The organism is Alcaligenes faecalis (assembly GCF_005311025.1).
Lineage (GTDB): Bacteria > Pseudomonadota > Gammaproteobacteria > Burkholderiales > Burkholderiaceae_B > Alcaligenes > Alcaligenes phenolicus.
On the sequence record NZ_CP031747.1, the window covers coordinates 1,239,666 to 1,256,557 of the forward strand.

A 16,892-nucleotide genomic window follows, 5' to 3' on the forward strand; every position below is an offset into this window, starting at 1 on the left:
ATCGGAAACAGGCTAGCCCATAGCCTTGGCCAAGGGCGTCTGCGCACCATGCGCGTACTTATTTTTTGGAACTCTGTTCATGCTGGACACGCAAGCAATACCCGCCGCCGCGCGTCGGGGTACGACATCGATTGGTCTTAACGCCCTCGCACTTTCCCTTTTTCTGGCTATTGGTCTGTACGCACCCCATGCCTGGGCGCAGGAAACGCCGGTGGCGATCAGCATTGCCGCACAACCCTTGGAGGCCGCGCTGGAAAAGCTAGGTGCACAGGCCGGGTTGCAGATTTTCTATCTGCCTGACGCGGTTAAAGGGATTGCGGCTCCCCCTGTGTCCGGCAGTCTCACGGCAGATCAGGCCTTAAGTCGCTTGCTGGCAGGCACGGGTCTGGAATTTCGACGTAAGGGCAAGAATGTGTCCCTGACCCGCCCGGTGCAGGGCGAGACGACGCAGCTGGCTCCGGTTCGTGTGGTGGGGCGTGATCTGTCTACTGAAGGCTCGGGCTCCTATGCCGTTCAGGCGACCACGGCGGCAACAGGTTTGCGTCTGTCACCACGCGAGACCCCGCAGTCCGTCAGTGTGATTACACGCCAGCAGATGGAAGATATGAATTTGACTACGCTGGGCGAGAGCTTTAAGACCGTCACGGGGATTGCAACGTCCATGTCGGATATTGACCGCACCGATATTCATTCGCGTGGTTTCTATATCGACACTTACCAATACGATGGGGTGTCTATTGCCACACAGAATGATTTCTTCGGAACTTCCAACTTTGATCCCATTCTGTACGACCGCATCGAGATAGTGCGTGGTGCTACCGGCTTGATGACGGGGGCGGGCAATCCTGGGGCTTCGGTGAATATCGTGCGCAAACGCGCGACCAGCGATGTGTTTACCGGCACCGCCTCTGTTGGCATAGGCTCTTGGGACCATCACCGGGGCACGATTGATCTATCTACGCCCTTGAACAAGGACGGTACCGTGCGTGCCCGCGTGGCAGGGATGATGGAGGAGCGCGACTCGTATATCGACCGTTACCACACGCGCAATCGTGCCTGGTTAGCGACTGCGGAAGCGGATCTGACGCCTGACACGACTGTGCGGGTTGGAGTAGAGCATCAGGCCAAACGTCCGACGGGCGTGACCTGGGGCGGTCTGCCTACGCTGGATAACAAGGGCGGGGATCTGGATTGGCGTCGCTCTTTCAGTGTCGGTGCAGATTGGACACGCTGGGATACGACCAGCAATACCTTCTACGCGGGTATAGACCATCGCTTTTCCAATGGCTGGTCCTTGAAAGCCAATGTCAGCCGTCTGGAGAGCGAGTACGACTCCAAGCTGGTGTATTTGATGGGCCACCCTGATCCTGTCACCGGCTTGGGCATGACGTCCTTGCTGAACAACTCGCATCAGGAGTTCGATCAGAACAGCGCCTCGCTGGAACTGAGCGGGCCATTTAATGCCTTCGGCCAGGAGCATGAGGCTTTTGTGGGAGTGATGGGCAGCAAGTCCAACTACCGTTATGGCAACCACGCTCCGCAAGGCAATACGCCAGTGGGTAATGTCTTTGAATGGGACGGCTCCTATCCCGAGCCGGTATGGGGGAGTTTTCAGCCGTTGGGCGAACAGGAAACGCGCCAGAATGCGGTCTATGGCGCTCTGCGCCTGTCCTTGAGCGATTCCCTGAAGCTGATTGTGGGTGGTCGACAAACCAATTGGAAGCGCGAGTCCGGCAATGACACCATGAACCATCATGTATTCACGCCGTACGCTGGCCTGCTGTACGACTTCAACGATAACTTCACGGCTTATCTCAGCTACACGGATATCTTTCAGCCCCAGACCTATCGTGATGCCAGTGGCGGCTTTCTGGACCCGGTGCAGGGCAAGAGTTATGAGCTGGGTCTGAAATCCGAGCACTTTGATGGCAAGCTCAACACTTCGCTGGCATTGTTTCGTATCGAGCAGGACAATGTGGCCGAAAAAGACGGTGACAGGACTGTACCTGGCTCCAGCGATTTTGCTTATCGGGGGGCCAAGGGCGTGACCAGCGAGGGTTTCGAGCTACAGGCATCGGGTGAAATTCAACCTGGCTGGCAGGTGTCCGCAGGCTTTGCACGTAATCTGGTGCGCAATGCTGAGGGTGGTCCTTTTAAAACTTCTGAACCGCAGAACCTGGCGCATTTGCAAACTTCCTATATCGTGCCGGGTACCGAAGGGAAGTTGACGGTAGGCGGCGGTGTGCAATGGCGCAGTCATGTTTATGTGGATAGAACTGTGGCGCCAAATCTTAGCGCACGACGCGAGCAAGGTTCCATTTTGCTGGCCAACTTGATGGCGCATTACCGCTTCTCGCCTAGCTTGTCGGCCCAGTTGAACGTGAATAATCTGTTCGACAAAAAGTATGTAGACCTGACGGAAGACTCTCAGGGCTTTTACGGTGCACCGCAGAAGATCATGCTGACGATGAAGTACCAGTTCTAAAACAAAAGCCCTGGTCTGATGCCAGGGCTTGATATTGCGAAGCAGAGGTTTGTGGAATCAGTCCTCTGCTTCCACCTCTTCCACGGACAGCAGCTCCTGGTGGTCGAAGTATAGATGGGAGCTGATTACGGACGAGGAGTCGTCGGCCTGTGCACTTAGTTCCAGACAATCGCCGGACAGATAAAGATCAGTCAGCAGAGCGGGCTTGCCATTCATCCAGATTTTCCCGCTGACATCCTGATACCGCTGCTTGAGCTGCAAGCGGTAGTCCGTCCCGTCCAGACCTTCCCATTCCCATTCACCGGCCACCTGCGCGGGCACAATCCATTTGTAGATTTTGATGCCGCCTACATGCAGGATCTCGTCGGCTTCCCAGTCTCCCATATCAAAGGCGTGCGACACAATGCGCGCACCGGGTCGCAGCTCCTGCAACAAGCGTGGGCGCAGGATGGCATTGATGGTGTCCATCAAGTACAGCGTCACGATGGTGGCCTGGCTGAAGTCTGCGGTAAACAGATCCTCTTCCACAAAGTCCACCAGATACTCCACGCCGGCATGGCCGGCTTGCTCCATGGCATCGGCAACGCGCAGCGGGTCCAGTTCGACGCCTATGCTGGTGCAGTGGTATTTTTTGGCGGCCGCAATAACAATGCGCCCATCGCCACAGCCCAGGTCATACAAGACGTCCTTGCGCCCGGTTTGAGCCAGTTGCAGCATGGTGTCGATGACGCGGTCGTCGCTGGGGACGAAGGGTACGTCCAGAAAAATGTCAGGTTCCACGATGGAATGGTCGTCAAGGTCTTTAATCAGGTCTTTGAACAATAGCGGTCCTTATCAATGGTGTTGAGCGAAAATTCGTTTAAATTCGGCTATCTATAGTTTAAACCACAGCAAATTAAGCCAAAATTCGCTTTTTGTGTGGATATGGACGATCATCAGTCTATGTCAGACTTATATGGCTCGACCTCATCCACGCCCGCCAAGTTAAAAACCCGTCTCCAGCATATACGAATCTCGCCCAGAGAATCGTTACGTATTCGTTCCTTGGCCGATCACATGCAATATGCTGACCCGTTGGGACATGCACAGTCTCTGGGCATAGGCCCGGCTGTCTGGCCCTTGTTTGGCCTGGTATGGCCGTCCAGCATCCAGCTGGCGCGCAAACTGAAAAACCGCCCCATTCGGGCGGATGAAAGCATTCTGGAACTGGGCTGCGGATTGGGCCTGACCAGTCTGGTGATGCATAAACGTGGCGCGCAAATCCACGCCAGCGATTGCCATCCCATGGTGCCGCATTTCCTGAAGCTGAATCAGGCTTTGAATGGCTTGTCCGATCTGCCGTATGTCCATGCCCAGTGGGGGGAGCAATCTTGCCCTGATTTATTGGCTTCTTTGGGGCTGAAACCCGCCCGGCAGCGTTATGACCTGATCGTGGGCAGTGACCTGTTGTATGAAGGGAATACGCCCGCCCAATTAGCCCAACTGGTAGACCAGCGTGCGAAGAAACAGGCCGAAGTCTGGGTGGTAGACCCGGACCGGGGGCATCGCAACAAATTTACTCAGGAAATGTCGCGCTACGGTTTTGAGCTGGTACGACAGGTCTGCTTGCGCGATCGCCCCATTTTGATGCCCGAAGGCAAGGAGGTGTCTTACAAGGGGCGCTGCTTGCAGTATCAGCGCAGTTAGAAAAAACACATCACCCCAGGTGTTTTTACCTGAGGGGCTGGAGTCAGTCAGCGCTAGCAGAAGCCCCACACAAATCGGACAGGGGACCGATTTGTGTGGGGCTTTTTTATATTCAAACAGGTTTGCTTGGGGCCGGCTGCTTTCTCAGGGATTAGGCGGCGCAAAAGGCGAAGGCGCTGATGGCCGTGGCGGTCGTTGCGGATAAGCCGAGGTCCCGAAGTTCGAGCCCATGCGATTGCTGCTTGTTGCCGGATTGACCAAACCCATTGCATTCGGGCCTTTCTGGATGATGGCTTCAGACCCTAGTCCTGGCGCGCCGGGTGTTGTGCCTGCTTTGGGCTGCATTTGCTGGCTCAAGCAATCGTAGGACAGGGCCGCCTGTCCATCCACTACTACACTGACACAGCCGGGAGACACATCGGACGGGGGCCTTTTTGCGCCTTCAGTCTGCGCGTTTTCCTGGGCCATGCTGCCTGCCTGAACCAAAAACAATAAGAAGAAAAGGAGAGGGCGCATAGGGTGGTGCCAATAAAAAGAAGTCACACCATAACGGCGTTCGGGTTCCACACACCCTAGCGCAAGCTTTCTCTTTTCTGGGTGAAGTTTTCATGACAAAGGCGGCGTATTTTGCCGCTGTCATGGGGGCAGGCACATCGCGCCGTTGGGGACGAGTCCGCTTGGTTGGCCCCCGCCGCCCAGAAAGAATTATGAAGTTTTTGTTACAAACGAAAGTTTTCGATTTCTGCTGCGTCTAGATGTCAACGAGTCGCGCGGCGTGTCGTCCCAGCAGGGGTACACCGACACAGCGCTCATCAGATTGAGGATCGGAAGCATCGTGATGCCAGCAGAAATTTCAGGGCGCAACGTCCGTTTGTCCGGGTGGAGGGGCCACCCCTTTTGTGCTGCGCCAGTGATGGCGCTGGCTTTGTTGCTGCCTCATAGTGCCTTTGCGCAGGCTCAGGGCAAGGTCAACATCAATGAATACATTGTGCGTGGCAATACCGTGCTGGATGCCCGCAGCATTGAAAAAGCGGTCTACCCCTTTTTAGGCCCCGAGCGCAGCCTTGAGGATATTGAAAAAGCGCGCGACGCCTTGCAGGAAGTCTATAACGCGCAGGGCTATCAGTCGGTTTACGTGGACCTGCCCGAGCAGGCCGTGGCCGATGGCGTGGTGTTTTTCCAGGTCACGGAAACCAAGGTAGGCCGTGTGCGCGTGGTCGGTGCTGAACACTATTCGCCGCTGGCCATTCGTGACGGCGTGCCGTCCTTGCAAGAAGGTCAGGTGCCGGATTTCAGCAAGGCGCAGGCGGAACTGGCGGAGCTCAATCGCGGTGCCAGTCGTCAGGTCATGCCCATGGTGAAAGAGGGGCGTGTGCCCGGCACCATGGACGTGGATCTGCGCGTTGACGACAAAAGCCCCTGGAGTGCCAGTGTGGGCTTGAACAATGATTACAGCGCCGACACCAGCAAGCTGCGCGGCATGGTCACTCTTGGCCACGACAATCTTTGGCAAAGCGGCCATACCTTCTCCCTGACCTACTTCACAGCTCCGCGTGATATGCAGGATGCCAAGGTCTGGTCGGCGGCCTACACCATGCCTTTGTCCCCGCGCTGGAGCCTGGCGTTCTCTGGCTACAAGTCTGACAGCGATGTCTCGACTGTTGGCGGTACCAATGTGCTGGGCAAGGGCCAGTCCTACGGCATTCATGCCACCTACACCTTTCCGCAGTCCGGCTCCTGGTATCACACCGCCTCGATTGGCATGGACTACAAGGATTTTGAAGAGCAAACCCGTTTTGGTGAGACCAGTGACCGCGTGCCGCTGACGTATCTGCCCTTCACGTTGGCCTACAACGGCTACCGCTATACCGAAGACTCGCAAACCAGTGTCGGCCTGACCTTGACGGGCGCCAGCCGCAGCCTGTTTGGCCTGAACAGCGAGTGGGAAGAGTTCGACTACAAGCGCTGGATGGCCAGCCCCAGTTTCATGGTGTTCAAGGGCGATCTGAACCACACCGAAACTTTTGCCAAAGACTGGCAGGCCTATGGCCGAGTGGGCTTTCAGATTGGTTCAGGTGCTCTGGTTTCCAACGAACAGTTTTCGGCCGGTGGCGCGACCAGCGTGCGCGGTTATCTGGCCGCTGAGCGCAGTGCAGACGATGGCTGGATGGCCAGCGTCGAACTGCGTACCCCCTCGCTGGCCCGCTGGATTGGCCCCTCGGTTAACGAGTGGCGCTTCTACGCCTTCAGCGACGTTGCTCGTTTGCGCTTGCGTGACCCCTTGCCTGAGCAGGAGTCCAGCTTTCATCTGGCCAGTGTGGGCATCGGTACGCGTCTGCAAATGTTTGACTGGCTGTCCCTGCATGCCGACTGGGCTTATCCCCTGACGCAAGGCGTCAACACCGAACGACACGATCCGCGTGTGCACTTCAGCCTGCGCGCCTCCTTCTGACCCCCTTAGCCAGAACAATCTGCCTGATTTTGTTCCCGGAGTAATTCGATCATGAAACGCCTTCTTCTTTTGATGCTCGCCATGATGGTGGGCTGGCTACCCGCCGTGGCGCAGGCCTGGTGGCAGCCTGACTGGCAGTACCGCAAGCAAATCTCTGTTGATACTACGCCTGAAGGCGCGGCCATCAGCGAAAACGTAGGCCGCACCCCCTTGCTGGTGCGTCTGCATACTGGCAATTTTTCCTTTGATGGCACCAATGAAAATGGCTCGGACCTGCGCTTTGTGTCCGGTGATGATCAGACCGTGCTGAACCACCAGATCGAGAGCTTTGACCCCTTGATGGGCATGGCGCTGATCTGGGTGGATATTCCTGAGGTGATGGCCAGCCAGAAGCAGGATATCTGGATGTACTACGGCAACGAGAAAGCCCCGGTGGCTTCCAACGGCCAGATTACCTTCGATCCCAACTACACCCTGGTCTACCACTTTGATGGCGCCGCTGGTGCACCTTCGCGTGACAGTACGGCGTACACCAACCACGCTCAAACAGCCCCAGCGGGCGTGATTGACGGCGTGTCCGGACGTGCCGCCCAGTTTGTGGGTACAGCGCCCTTGATGCTGCCTGCCAGTCCTTCCCTGGCCGTGCCAGCAGCCGGTGCTTTTTCTTTCAGCGCCTGGGTGCGTGCAGATCAGCCCCAAGGCCAGCAATTGGTCTATGCCCGTCGTGATGGTGCCAACAGCTTTCTGATCGGTCTGGACCAGGGCGTGCCCTTTGTTGAGATCAATGGCCAACGCAGTCCTGCTGGTGCCCCCTTGTCGCCCAGCACCTGGCAGCACCTGGCCGTGACAGCCGATGGCAGCCAAGTGATTCTGTACGTCCAGGGCCGCGCCACGGCTTCCCTGAATGCCAGCCTGCCACCGCTGAACACGGTTGCCGCTTTGGGTGGTGATGTCCCTGGCACTTTGTTGGCCGCGCCTGCTCCTGTGGCGGCTGAAGTAGCTGGCGCTGACGGTGCCACGCCCGGTGCCACGCCCGGTGCCGCCGCCTCTGCCGGTGCCGAGGCCACAGCGCCTGTCGCCGCTCCAGTCGCTAACTATGCTCCCTTTGTTGGCGCGATCGACGAGCTGCGCTTGTCCAAAACTGCCCGACCTGCTGCCCTGATTTACGCCGATGCACTGGCACAAGGAGCCGAGTCTCGCCTGATTGCGTACGGTGCGGATGAAGAGCAGTCCGGCTTCGGTTTCGGTGCTCTGGGCTTTCTGCTGAAAGCCGTCCCGATGGACGCCTGGATTGTGATCGCCGTGCTGGTCTTCATGATGTTCCAGTCCTGGGTCATCATGTACCGCAAGAGCCGTCAGGTGGGCCGTGTGCAAGAAGCCAACCGTCAGTTCCGTGCTGCATTTGGTGAGTCCGGCGGCAAGCTGGATGCGGTACAGACCGACGCCAAGGCCGAACAGAACTTTGCTCATTCCTCTTTGTGGCGCCTGTACCGCATGGGGGTGAAAGAGCTGCACAACCGTCAGGCCCAAGGCATGAAGGCCTTGTCTCCCAACACCATCGAAGCCATCCGCGCTTCCATGGACGGTGTTCGCACACAAGAAAATCAGGCACTGGGTGCACGTCTGGGCATTTTGTCCAACGCGATTGCCGGTGGCCCTTACATCGGTCTGCTTGGCACGGTGCTGGGGATCATGGTGGTGTTCCTGGGAACCGCGATGGCGGGTGATGTGAACATCAATGCAATTGCTCCCGGTATGGCTGCTGCCTTGCTGGCGACTGCAATGGGTCTGTTCGTCGCGATTCCGGCCCTGTTTGGCTACAACCGCCTGATTGGCCGCAATAAAGATGTCAGCGCGGATATGCGTGTGTTTGTGGACGAGTTTGTGACTCGCCTGGCTGAAATCCATGGCCAGAACAGCGCGCCCGGCAAAACCAAACACGACAAGCACGAGGCGGCATTGGCTCAAGGCGCTGACCTTGATCTGGCCCACGCCCAGGCTGCTGGCTCGGCATAAGGAACGGACATGGCAGCCCTACGAGACGACGACGATGACGGCGCAGCCGTTGACGGCATCAACATTACCCCGCTGGTTGATGTGCTGATGGTGGTGCTGGTCATGTTCATCCTGACCGCCACCGCACAAATTTCCGGCATTCAGGTGAATTTGCCCAAGGCCAGTTCCACCGTGTCCCTGGTTCAACCCAAAACCAAAGCCATCTCCGTGAACGAAGCGGGCCAGGTGTTTCTGGATGCCTATCCGGTGACCCTGCCCGAGCTGGAAGACCGCTTGCGTACCGAGAAAGCCCTGAACCCGGATTTCCCGGTCATTGTGCGCGGCGACAGCATTGTGCAGTACCAGAAAGTGGTGGAAGTGCTGGATGTGTTGCGGCGCTTGGAACTGTCCCAGGTCGGTCTGGTGACCGGCAAACCTCAGTAAGTTAATTGGTGTTCTAACGATGTTGCCAAACTCATCCAAACCGCAAGCCAACCAACGCGCACGCTGGCGTCGGCTGGCCATCAGGGGGCTGGTTGTGGTGCTGGTGGCGCTGCTGGGCTGGTGGGTCTGGAAATGGGCCAACGACATGGCAGGGATCAAGCGCCAGGTGCCCAAAGAGCCCATGTTGATTCCTTTGCCGCCACCGCCTCCTCCGCCGCCCGAACCCGAGCCGCCACCGGAGCCTGAAGAGCCCAAAGAAGAGGAAGTGGTCGAGCCGGAGCCTGAACCCGAGCCTACGCCGGTTGAAGAGCCCCAACCGCAGGATGAAGCGCCACCTACGCCATCGGACGATTTGTCAGACCCGATGCAGATGGACAGCGACGCCCAGGCCGGTACTGACAGTTTCAACATCAGTGCCGGACAGGGACGAGGCATGGGCGGCAGTGGCGGTGGCCGTGCAGGCAATGCCACCTATAGCCAGTACCTGGCCTATGCGCTGCAAAAAATCCTGCGTGAGGACAGCCGCACCCGCAACTTGGTCTACCGCGTTCAGGTGCAGTTGTGGTTGACCGAAGACGGGTCCATTACCCGTGTCGCCCTGGCGCAGTCCTCGGGCGATACCGAGATTGATGAGGCCTTGGTAGCTGCCTTGCGTGAAGTCGGGCGCTTGAGCGAGCGGCCACCGGCGTCGGTAAGCATGCCTATCCGAGCCCAGGTAACGGGTCGTAGGCCCAGTTGATTGTCTGCCTTTTTTGACCGAATGATTTGGAGTGCGCTTTTCATGAAAACCCATCCTAGTCGGCTGGCTTGCGCGGTGGCGCTGGCCTTGACCTGCACCGCTGGCCCTGTGCTGGCTCAGGCGCCATCCCAGAACGCCACCGTTAACCTGATTCGTCTGCTGGTGCAGCAAGGCGTCTTGCCCCAGGCTCAGGCCGATGCCCTGGTGGCTCAGGCCGAGGCGGAAGCGGCCCAGGCTCGTAAAGCCGATATTGGTGCAGCAGGTGCCGCCCAGGCCCGGCCAGGTGATGTGCGTGTCACGTACATCCCGGAGACGGTGCGTGAGCAGATCCGCGAAGAAGTGAAGAATGAAGTGATGTCGCAAGCCAAGGCCGAGAACTGGGCCCAGCCCAACACCTTCCCGGACTGGGTGTCGCGCATCACGGTTGAAGGCGATGTACGCGTGCGTAACGAGTCGCGCCTGATGGATGGCGCGAACAGTAACGAGTTGATCAACTTTGCGAAGTGGAACGACAACGGCCCCATTCCTACCGTGGTCGAAAACAAGCCCTATGGTTTGAAGATTCCTTATCTGAACAGTCGCCAGGATCGCCGCAACCTGTGGCGTATCCGTGCTCGTCTGGGTGTGAAAGCGACGCTGTCCGAGCGTTGGGAGGCCGGTATCCGCCTGGCCACGGGCAGCGATGACAATCCGGTGTCCACTTCCGATACGCTGGGCAACGGCATGGGCAAGAAGCACCTGTGGCTGGATCAGGCCTACTTGTCTTACCGTCCTACCGATTGGGCCACTATTGTGGCGGGTCGCGCCTCCAGCCCCTTTGACTCCACGGATCTGCTGTGGTCGTCTGACTTGAATGTCGATGGGATTTCTGCTGCCTTCAAGCACGCGATGTCGGATCGTCCAGTGACCGTCTTTGGCAATCTGGGTGCCTATGCGCTGGAATACGCCAACACGCCATGGGATCGCAACAGCCTGTCCGAAGGCTCCAGCGAAAACAAATGGCTGTTGGGTGCGCAGATCGGTGCTGAATGGAAGATCAACCAGCGCAACAATCTGCGCGGCAGCGTAGCGTACTACCACTTTGACAATATCGCCGGCCAGCGCTCCAGCGCGTGTACTTTGTACTCGTCCAGCGATGTGTGTGACACAGACTGGTCGCGTCCGGCCTTCATGCAAAAGGGCAATACCGTCTTCCTCTTGCGTGACATCCGTCAGTGGTCGGCAGATCCCAAGAACTGGAACGAATGGCAATACGTGGGCCTGGCCTCCAAGTTCAACTTGCTGGACGTGAACATGCGCTGGGATACCGAAGTCATGAATGGCTTGAACCTGCGTTTGGCCGGTAATTACGTGCGTAACCTGGCTTACGACAGCAACAAGATGGCGGATCGTGCTGGTGGTCTGCACAACATCGCCTCCAACGGTACTTACGATGCCTCCGGTAACCCGACTGGTATCGAAAGCGGCGGCAATGCCTGGATGGTTCAAGCGACCTTGGGCAGCAGCCTGGGCTTGAAGGACAAGGGCGATTGGCTGGCTTTTGCGGGCTACAAGTACATCGAACCGGATGCCATGCCTGATGGCTATAACGACTCTTCCTTCCACTTGGGTGGCACCAATGCACGTGGCTACTTCCTGGGTGCAGGTTATGCCTTCGAGAAGAACGTAACCGGCCATCTGCGCTGGAGCAGCTCCAAGGAAGTCTATGGCGCACCGCTGTCTATCGACATCATCCAGCTTGAACTTAACGCCAGGTTCTAAGCCATGAAGATATTGAACTCATCCTGGAAGCCGTGTGTGCAGCCAAGTGGGCGCAAGCCTTTTCTCATGACGCTGGGCGCGCTGCTGCTGGCGGGCCTGGGCCAATGGGCTGGCCCAGCCATGGCACAAAAATCGGATATGGAGGAGCGGCTGCGCACGCAGTTGCGCTCCAGCACGCAGCAATTGCAGCAGTTGCAAAGCCAGCAAGCGCAGTTGACGGCCGCTAAGACGGCTGCAGAAACCGAACGTGATGCGGCCCGCAAGGAGGTCGAGCAACTGAAGGCCCGTTTGGACAAGGCCAGCAAGCAGGCGCAAAGCTTGCAAGACGAGCAGGAGGGCATCAAGACCTCTGCGCGTCAGCAAGTGGCGGCAGCGCAATCGCAATTAGGCCGTGCGCGTAACGAGTTTGAAACCTTGCAGGTGCAAGCTCGTGCCACTGAAACGCAGCGTGCCAGCCTGGCGTCCAGTCTGGCCCAGCGCGAAGAGGAACTGGGACTGTGCACGGCAAAAAACAAGGAATTGTATGCAGCCGGGAAAGAAATCCTGGCGGCGTATGAGCAGTTCAGCACGGGCGACTTGCTCAAGATCCGACAACCGCTGGCCGGCTCTGCACGCGTGAAGTTCGACGAGCACGCGCAGGCGCTGGGCGACAAGCTTTATGACGGCTTGTACACGCCCGGTGCCACGTCGTCGGAACAGCCGCCTGTCGCGCCCTGAGCCTTATTGATTGATACCCACAAGGAATATGTATGACTGACTCCCAAACCATCCAATCCGTCTCCTTGAAGCAATTGCAGGAGTTGTTGCAACAGATGGGCTATCGCGTGACCGAGTCCGAGCAGGCTGGGAATCGCCAGCTCTTGTCGGCTTCGCAAGGCATTGGTTTTGCGCTGCGCCTGGGTAATCCTGCGCATGAGGCGGACCAGGCACTGGATTACACCTTGAGCTGCGCTTTGCGCGTTCAAGGCGAGATGCCTGCCGGTATCGAATCGGCCTGGAATATTGGCAAGCGTTTTGCTCGCCTAGCGGTACAAGGCGAGTTTCTGGTGCTGGAAATGGACGTTATCGTGGCCGGTGGCGTTGCACCAAGCTACCTGCAAGCTACCGCTGAATTGTGGGACCGCTTGTTGCAGGAATTCCTGCTGTTTTTGCGTCAGCATGCGGCGGCGAATAATGAAGCCCAGAGTGCCGACAAGGGTGAAGCGGTTGCTGTTCAGCCAGAAGTAGCCCAAGAGACTACTGCGCCTGTCGACGCTGAACAAACTGAAGCGGCACAAGCTTGAACCAGGTGAGCACGATGACACACCCCAAATTTCTGCTGCAAAGTGTGCTGGCTCTGAGCCTGTCGGCCCTGTTGGTGGGTTGTGGGAAAAATGGCGATGCTCAAGCCCAGCAGCCGCAAGCTGCCGGGCAACAAAGCAGCGCTCCGGCATCGACGGCAAAAAGCAGTGCTGCGACGCCTGCGGTCGCCACGCTGGGACAGGTGGTGGTCAGCCAGGACGAGTTACAGCAGTTCCTGCAGGTTTTGCCCGCAGCACAGCGTGAAGCCATGCGTAATGATCGCGTGGTGCTGGAGCAGTGGCTGCGCAGCCGCCTGGCCGAGAAAGCCGTGGTAGAGCAGGCCAAGGCTCAGGAATGGGACAAGAAGCCCGAGATACGCAGTGCCATTGAAGAAGCGCAGAATCAGGTGATCCTGCGCAGCTATCTGCAATCCGTGTCTGAACCTGCAGCGGATTACCCGTCCGAGCAGGATCTGCAAACGGCTTATCAGGCCAATCAGGATCAGTTCCAGTTGCCGGCCATGTATCGCTTGAGCCAGATCTTTTTAAGCGTGCCGGACAAGGACGAACAGGCTTTGGCGCAAGCGAAGAAACGGGCCGATGCCTGGGTCAAGCAAATGCGCGAAGGCAAGGCGGATTTTGCGGCGCTGGCCAAAGAGCATTCGGACGAGAAAATCAGTGCCGAGCGGGGTGGCGACAATGGCTTTTTACCGATTAGCCAGTTGGTGCCAGCCATGCGTGCCACGGTTGCCAAGCTGGAACCGGGCCAGCTGAGTGATCCGATTGTGCAGGCCGATGGTGTGCATATTCTGCAGTTGACTGATCTGCGCCCGGCTAGCGTGCGTTCGCTGGAGGAAGTAAAGCCGGCGCTACGTGATGCCTTGCGTCGTCAGCGACAGCAGGAAGCAACGCAGGCCTATGTGGCTGGCATGCTGGATGCCGATACGGTAAGCGTGGATGGCAAGGTGTTGAGTCAGTTGTTGCAGCAGACCCCATAGTCTTGAACCCTGGGGGTGATGCTGGCTGTTTGTACCGGGCAAAATGTTGCAGGCAGCAGGCAGCAGGCAGCAGGCAGCAGGCAGCAGGCAGCAGGCAGCAGGCCCAGGGGCAGGGCGGGTGAAGGAGAATGGCATGCGATTGTGGCGGATCAGCAGTACGCATTGGGAAAAGCAGCATGAAGCCACGCCGTGGTTCAGTGCCAAAACTTCTTCCATCTCCATCTACCATGCCTCCCCTCTGGCGGCAGTGTGCGCGTATTTATTGCGCCACTGCCTGCCTCATCCAGACCTGATCCCCAGCCACCAGGCCCTGCATTCAGTCGGTGTCAGCCAGAATTTGATACGCCGTGCGCAGGTCTCGCGCCACTGGCATTTCAACCTGAAAGAAACGCGCGACCTGACCTTGCGCTGGCGCTTGCTGGCCGACCGGCCTGTGCTGTGTGTGCCTGCCTTGAACGGGGCGAATCAATATTTGATTGATACCCGCTCGCCGCTGTTTTCCTTGATTCATCTGTACCGCCAGGATGCTCAGGCGCTGGAGCGCAGCCTGGAACAGATGCGTGAACACCTGCAGGGCGCTACGCCCTGGCTGGTGCTGCGCTAAGGTGGCTTGGCACGTAAAGCGGGCGGGAACTGTCACTATGTTGTCATTGGGGACTTCTACAATCGCCTCGCCTCACCCCTTTTCGTTTCACTGTCCGACGCCGCGGCTAGACCTATTAACGTGCGCATGACCATGACTCAGGTGGCGATCAGTGTGGCGGTGTTACTCGGCGCTTTCTTGTTATTTGCCTGTGCAAGTCTCGCAGTTGCCCGGTCTGATGCTGACACCCTGCTAAATTCTTCCGAACGTTTGTCTTTCGACATTCAGGCTCAGCCTTTGGCTCAGGCCTTGAAAGCGTATGGTCAACGTTCTGATCTCTCTGTGCTGCTGGACGGTGCCGATCCGCAGCGACCCATGCCAGCCGTGCGCGGCGAAATGACGCGCAAGCAAGCCTTGTCCTCCTTGCTGCATGGTTCGGGCTTGCAAGCCTATTACGTGGATAACCGCTCGATTGTGATCCGCTTGCCCGATAGCAGGCCGGGCAAAGTGGCCACCGGCCAGCGCCCCTTGAATCTGAATCACATCTCGGGCGTGCGTGATGGTGCCCATGATTACAGTGCCTATGTCACCCGAGTCCAGCAGACCGTGCGTCATGCCTTGTGCCGATCACCCCAGACCCGCCCCGGCGCGTACCGGCTGGCCATGCAGCTGTGGCTGAACCCACAGGGGCAAGTGGAACGCGTGCACCTGTTGGGCTCGACCGGGCAGGCCAGCCGCGATCAGGCGATCAGTCAGGTGCTGGACTCACTGGCAATGGGCGTGGCCCCGGATGCCAGTCTGCCGCAACCCTTGGTCCTGTTGCTGGCCCCCGTTTCGGGCCATGTGCGTGACGACTGCCCTGTGCAGGCCGGGAAGTAGATCATGTCCGAAGCACTGCGTAGCCGTTTGCGCCAAAGTCTGATCGCCCGTTACACGCATTTGCGTCGGCGGCTGGAGCGCACGATAGGTTCGCGTGAAGATGCGGCGGATGCCTTGCAGGAAACCTGGATACGGATAGGGGGGGTAGGCAATGGAGTATCGGTGAACAATGACGAAGCCTACTTGCTGCGCATGGCCACCCATATCGCCATTGATTCCTACAAACAGCGCAACAGCTTGCTGACTGCCATGGATCTGGACGCCTTGAGCCATATTGCCGATGACACCTTCGATACCCAGCGTTGTGCCTGGGCGCGCATCACGACGGCGCAATTGCTGGCTGTGCTGCAGGACATGCCGATTCGTCAGCGCACGATTTTGATGGCTTCGCGGGTAGATGGTCTGACCTATGCCCAGATCGCCAAACAGTACAATATTTCGGTTTCCCTGGTGAACAAGGAAATGATGCGCGCGCTGGACTATTTGCGACTGCGGTGCGCGGAACAATTCAATGATGCTGTGGGTGTCAGCGTCTCCGACAGCCTTACCGACGCTTAAGTTTTGCCCCATGAGTTCTTCTTCCTCCTCTCCGTCTGACGCCGTGCGTACCCAAGCCAATCAATGGTGGGTGCGGCTGCATTCGGGCAGTGCCCGGCAGTCCGATGCGCAGAGCTTTCAGCAATGGCTGGAGCAAAGTCCCGAACATCGTGTGGCCTGGCAGGAGCTGACGGTAACGATGGACACGGTAACACCTGGTTTGCAGGCCGCCAGAGACTTGTTGCCGGAATGGAAAGCTCCCGCTGCCCCACCCGTATTTACGGCCCGGCGCGCCTTCATGGGGGGAGCTTTTGCAGCCTCGGCCCTGGCGGTGGTGGGAGTGGTACATCCGCCCTGGGGCTTGTGGCCATCGTTCACGGAATTGACATCGGATTTTCGAACAGGGGTGGGCGAGCAGCGCGAGATTCAACTGGGGCAGGCCGTTGCCATTCAGATGAACACGCAAACTTGCATCAACCGTCGTGATACTGCCCAGGGGGCAGGCATTGAGCTTGTTGAAGGTGAAGTCGAAATTCGGGTGCTGGATGGAGCGACCAGCCACCTCCACGTCCAGGCTGGGCCAGGGCGCATGCAAGCGCAACAGGCACAGTTCAACGTGCGCTACACGGGGAAGAACGTAACGGTGACGTGCCTGCAAGGGCAGGTCCAGGTGCAGGCGAATCAAACCGTCACTTTGCAGGCGGGCCAGCAAACGGTTTACGACTATGAGCGCATCCACGCGGTGCAGCGCCCTAACCTGGACCAGGTCAGTTCCTGGCGACGTGGTTATCTGGCTTTTGAAGGTCAGCCTCTGGCTGATGTAGTGGAAGAATTGAACCGCTATCGGCCCGGAAAAATCGTGATTTACAGCGATAGTTTGAAGAGCCGCCCGGTGTACTTGAGCTTGTCCATCAGCGATATGGATTTGGCCCTGGATATGCTGCGCGCCATGTCCGGCATACGGGTGCAAGAGTTGGCGGGTGGTATTGCTCTGGTAAGGCAGGCGTAGTTACATAAAGTAACAAAATAGGCATGATTGATTTCTCGCCAGAA

General features: G+C 58.1%; 16 protein-coding genes. 14 read left to right on the top strand and 2 right to left on the bottom strand.

The window, feature by feature from the left end; all coding sequences use genetic code 11:
* The first annotated feature begins 79 nt into the window (after nt 1–79).
* Nucleotides 80–2,485, top strand: a complete 2,406-nt coding sequence (locus D0C27_RS05655; RefSeq protein WP_083054802.1) for a TonB-dependent siderophore receptor — start codon at nt 80–82, stop codon at nt 2,483–2,485.
* 57 nt (nt 2,486–2,542) lie between these two features.
* On the opposite strand, the gene D0C27_RS05660 is transcribed toward D0C27_RS05655, so the two are convergent.
* Nucleotides 2,543–3,307 (bottom strand): class I SAM-dependent methyltransferase, encoded by a 765-nt coding sequence (locus D0C27_RS05660; RefSeq protein ID WP_137430596.1) that lies wholly within the window; start codon nt 3,305–3,307, stop codon nt 2,543–2,545.
* Nucleotides 3,308–3,541: 234 nt separating this feature from the next.
* Here D0C27_RS05660 and D0C27_RS05665 point away from each other — a divergent pair, with 234 nt between their 5' ends.
* A complete protein-coding gene (locus D0C27_RS05665) occupies nt 3,542–4,171 on the top strand; it encodes a class I SAM-dependent methyltransferase (protein WP_021447206.1) in 630 nt (209 codons plus the stop codon).
* A 144-nt stretch (nt 4,172–4,315) separates the two neighbouring features.
* On the opposite strand, the gene D0C27_RS05670 is transcribed toward D0C27_RS05665, so the two are convergent.
* Nucleotides 4,316–4,639 carry a hypothetical protein gene (locus D0C27_RS05670; RefSeq protein ID WP_137430597.1) on the bottom strand — a complete coding sequence of 108 codons (324 nt, stop codon included), beginning with the start codon at nt 4,637–4,639 and terminating at the stop codon, nt 4,316–4,318.
* A gap of 445 nt (nt 4,640–5,084) precedes the next feature.
* Between D0C27_RS05670 and D0C27_RS05675 the strand changes: the two genes are divergently transcribed.
* From D0C27_RS05675 to D0C27_RS05730, 12 genes are all read left to right on the top strand, one after another.
* Entirely contained in the window at nt 5,085–6,623 is a 1,539-nt protein-coding gene (locus D0C27_RS05675) for a ShlB/FhaC/HecB family hemolysin secretion/activation protein (protein WP_021447205.1), read from the top strand.
* Between the two features lie 51 nt (nt 6,624–6,674).
* Nucleotides 6,675–8,639 carry a DUF2341 domain-containing protein gene (locus tag D0C27_RS05680; RefSeq protein ID WP_137430598.1) on the top strand — a complete coding sequence of 655 codons (1,965 nt, stop codon included), beginning with the start codon at nt 6,675–6,677 and terminating at the stop codon, nt 8,637–8,639.
* Between the two features lie 9 nt (nt 8,640–8,648).
* On the top strand, nt 8,649–9,062 hold the full coding sequence (locus tag D0C27_RS05685) for an ExbD/TolR family protein (protein WP_009461843.1): 414 nt from the start codon (nt 8,649–8,651) through the stop codon (nt 9,060–9,062).
* A 19-nt stretch (nt 9,063–9,081) separates the two neighbouring features.
* Nucleotides 9,082–9,801 carry a TonB family protein gene (locus D0C27_RS05690; RefSeq protein ID WP_021447204.1) on the top strand — a complete coding sequence of 240 codons (720 nt, stop codon included), beginning with the start codon at nt 9,082–9,084 and terminating at the stop codon, nt 9,799–9,801.
* A 42-nt stretch (nt 9,802–9,843) separates the two neighbouring features.
* Nucleotides 9,844–11,562 (top strand): putative porin, encoded by a 1,719-nt coding sequence (locus D0C27_RS05695; RefSeq protein WP_137430599.1) that lies wholly within the window; start codon nt 9,844–9,846, stop codon nt 11,560–11,562.
* A 66-nt stretch (nt 11,563–11,628) separates the two neighbouring features.
* Nucleotides 11,629–12,279 (top strand): hypothetical protein, encoded by a 651-nt coding sequence (locus D0C27_RS05700; protein WP_021447203.1) that lies wholly within the window; start codon nt 11,629–11,631, stop codon nt 12,277–12,279.
* A 32-nt stretch (nt 12,280–12,311) separates the two neighbouring features.
* Nucleotides 12,312–12,845: a YbjN domain-containing protein gene (locus D0C27_RS05705; RefSeq protein WP_115634478.1), complete on the top strand. Its 534-nt coding sequence runs from the start codon at nt 12,312–12,314 to the stop codon at nt 12,843–12,845.
* A 14-nt stretch (nt 12,846–12,859) separates the two neighbouring features.
* The gene (locus D0C27_RS05710) at nt 12,860–13,840 is read left to right on the top strand and encodes a peptidylprolyl isomerase (RefSeq protein ID WP_137430600.1); all 981 of its coding nucleotides are present in this window, start codon (nt 12,860–12,862) and stop codon (nt 13,838–13,840) included.
* Between the two features lie 133 nt (nt 13,841–13,973).
* Nucleotides 13,974–14,444: a hypothetical protein gene (locus D0C27_RS05715; RefSeq protein ID WP_137430601.1), complete on the top strand. Its 471-nt coding sequence runs from the start codon at nt 13,974–13,976 to the stop codon at nt 14,442–14,444.
* Nucleotides 14,445–14,570: 126 nt separating this feature from the next.
* Complete coding sequence (locus D0C27_RS05720; RefSeq protein ID WP_137430602.1) at nt 14,571–15,302, top strand: STN domain-containing protein; 732 nt, start codon at nt 14,571–14,573, stop codon at nt 15,300–15,302.
* A gap of 3 nt (nt 15,303–15,305) precedes the next feature.
* A complete protein-coding gene (locus D0C27_RS05725) occupies nt 15,306–15,860 on the top strand; it encodes an RNA polymerase sigma factor (protein WP_137430603.1) in 555 nt (184 codons plus the stop codon).
* Between the two features lie 10 nt (nt 15,861–15,870).
* Nucleotides 15,871–16,848 (top strand): FecR family protein, encoded by a 978-nt coding sequence (locus D0C27_RS05730; RefSeq protein WP_170978546.1) that lies wholly within the window; start codon nt 15,871–15,873, stop codon nt 16,846–16,848.
* Nucleotides 16,849–16,892 lie beyond the last annotated feature (44 nt).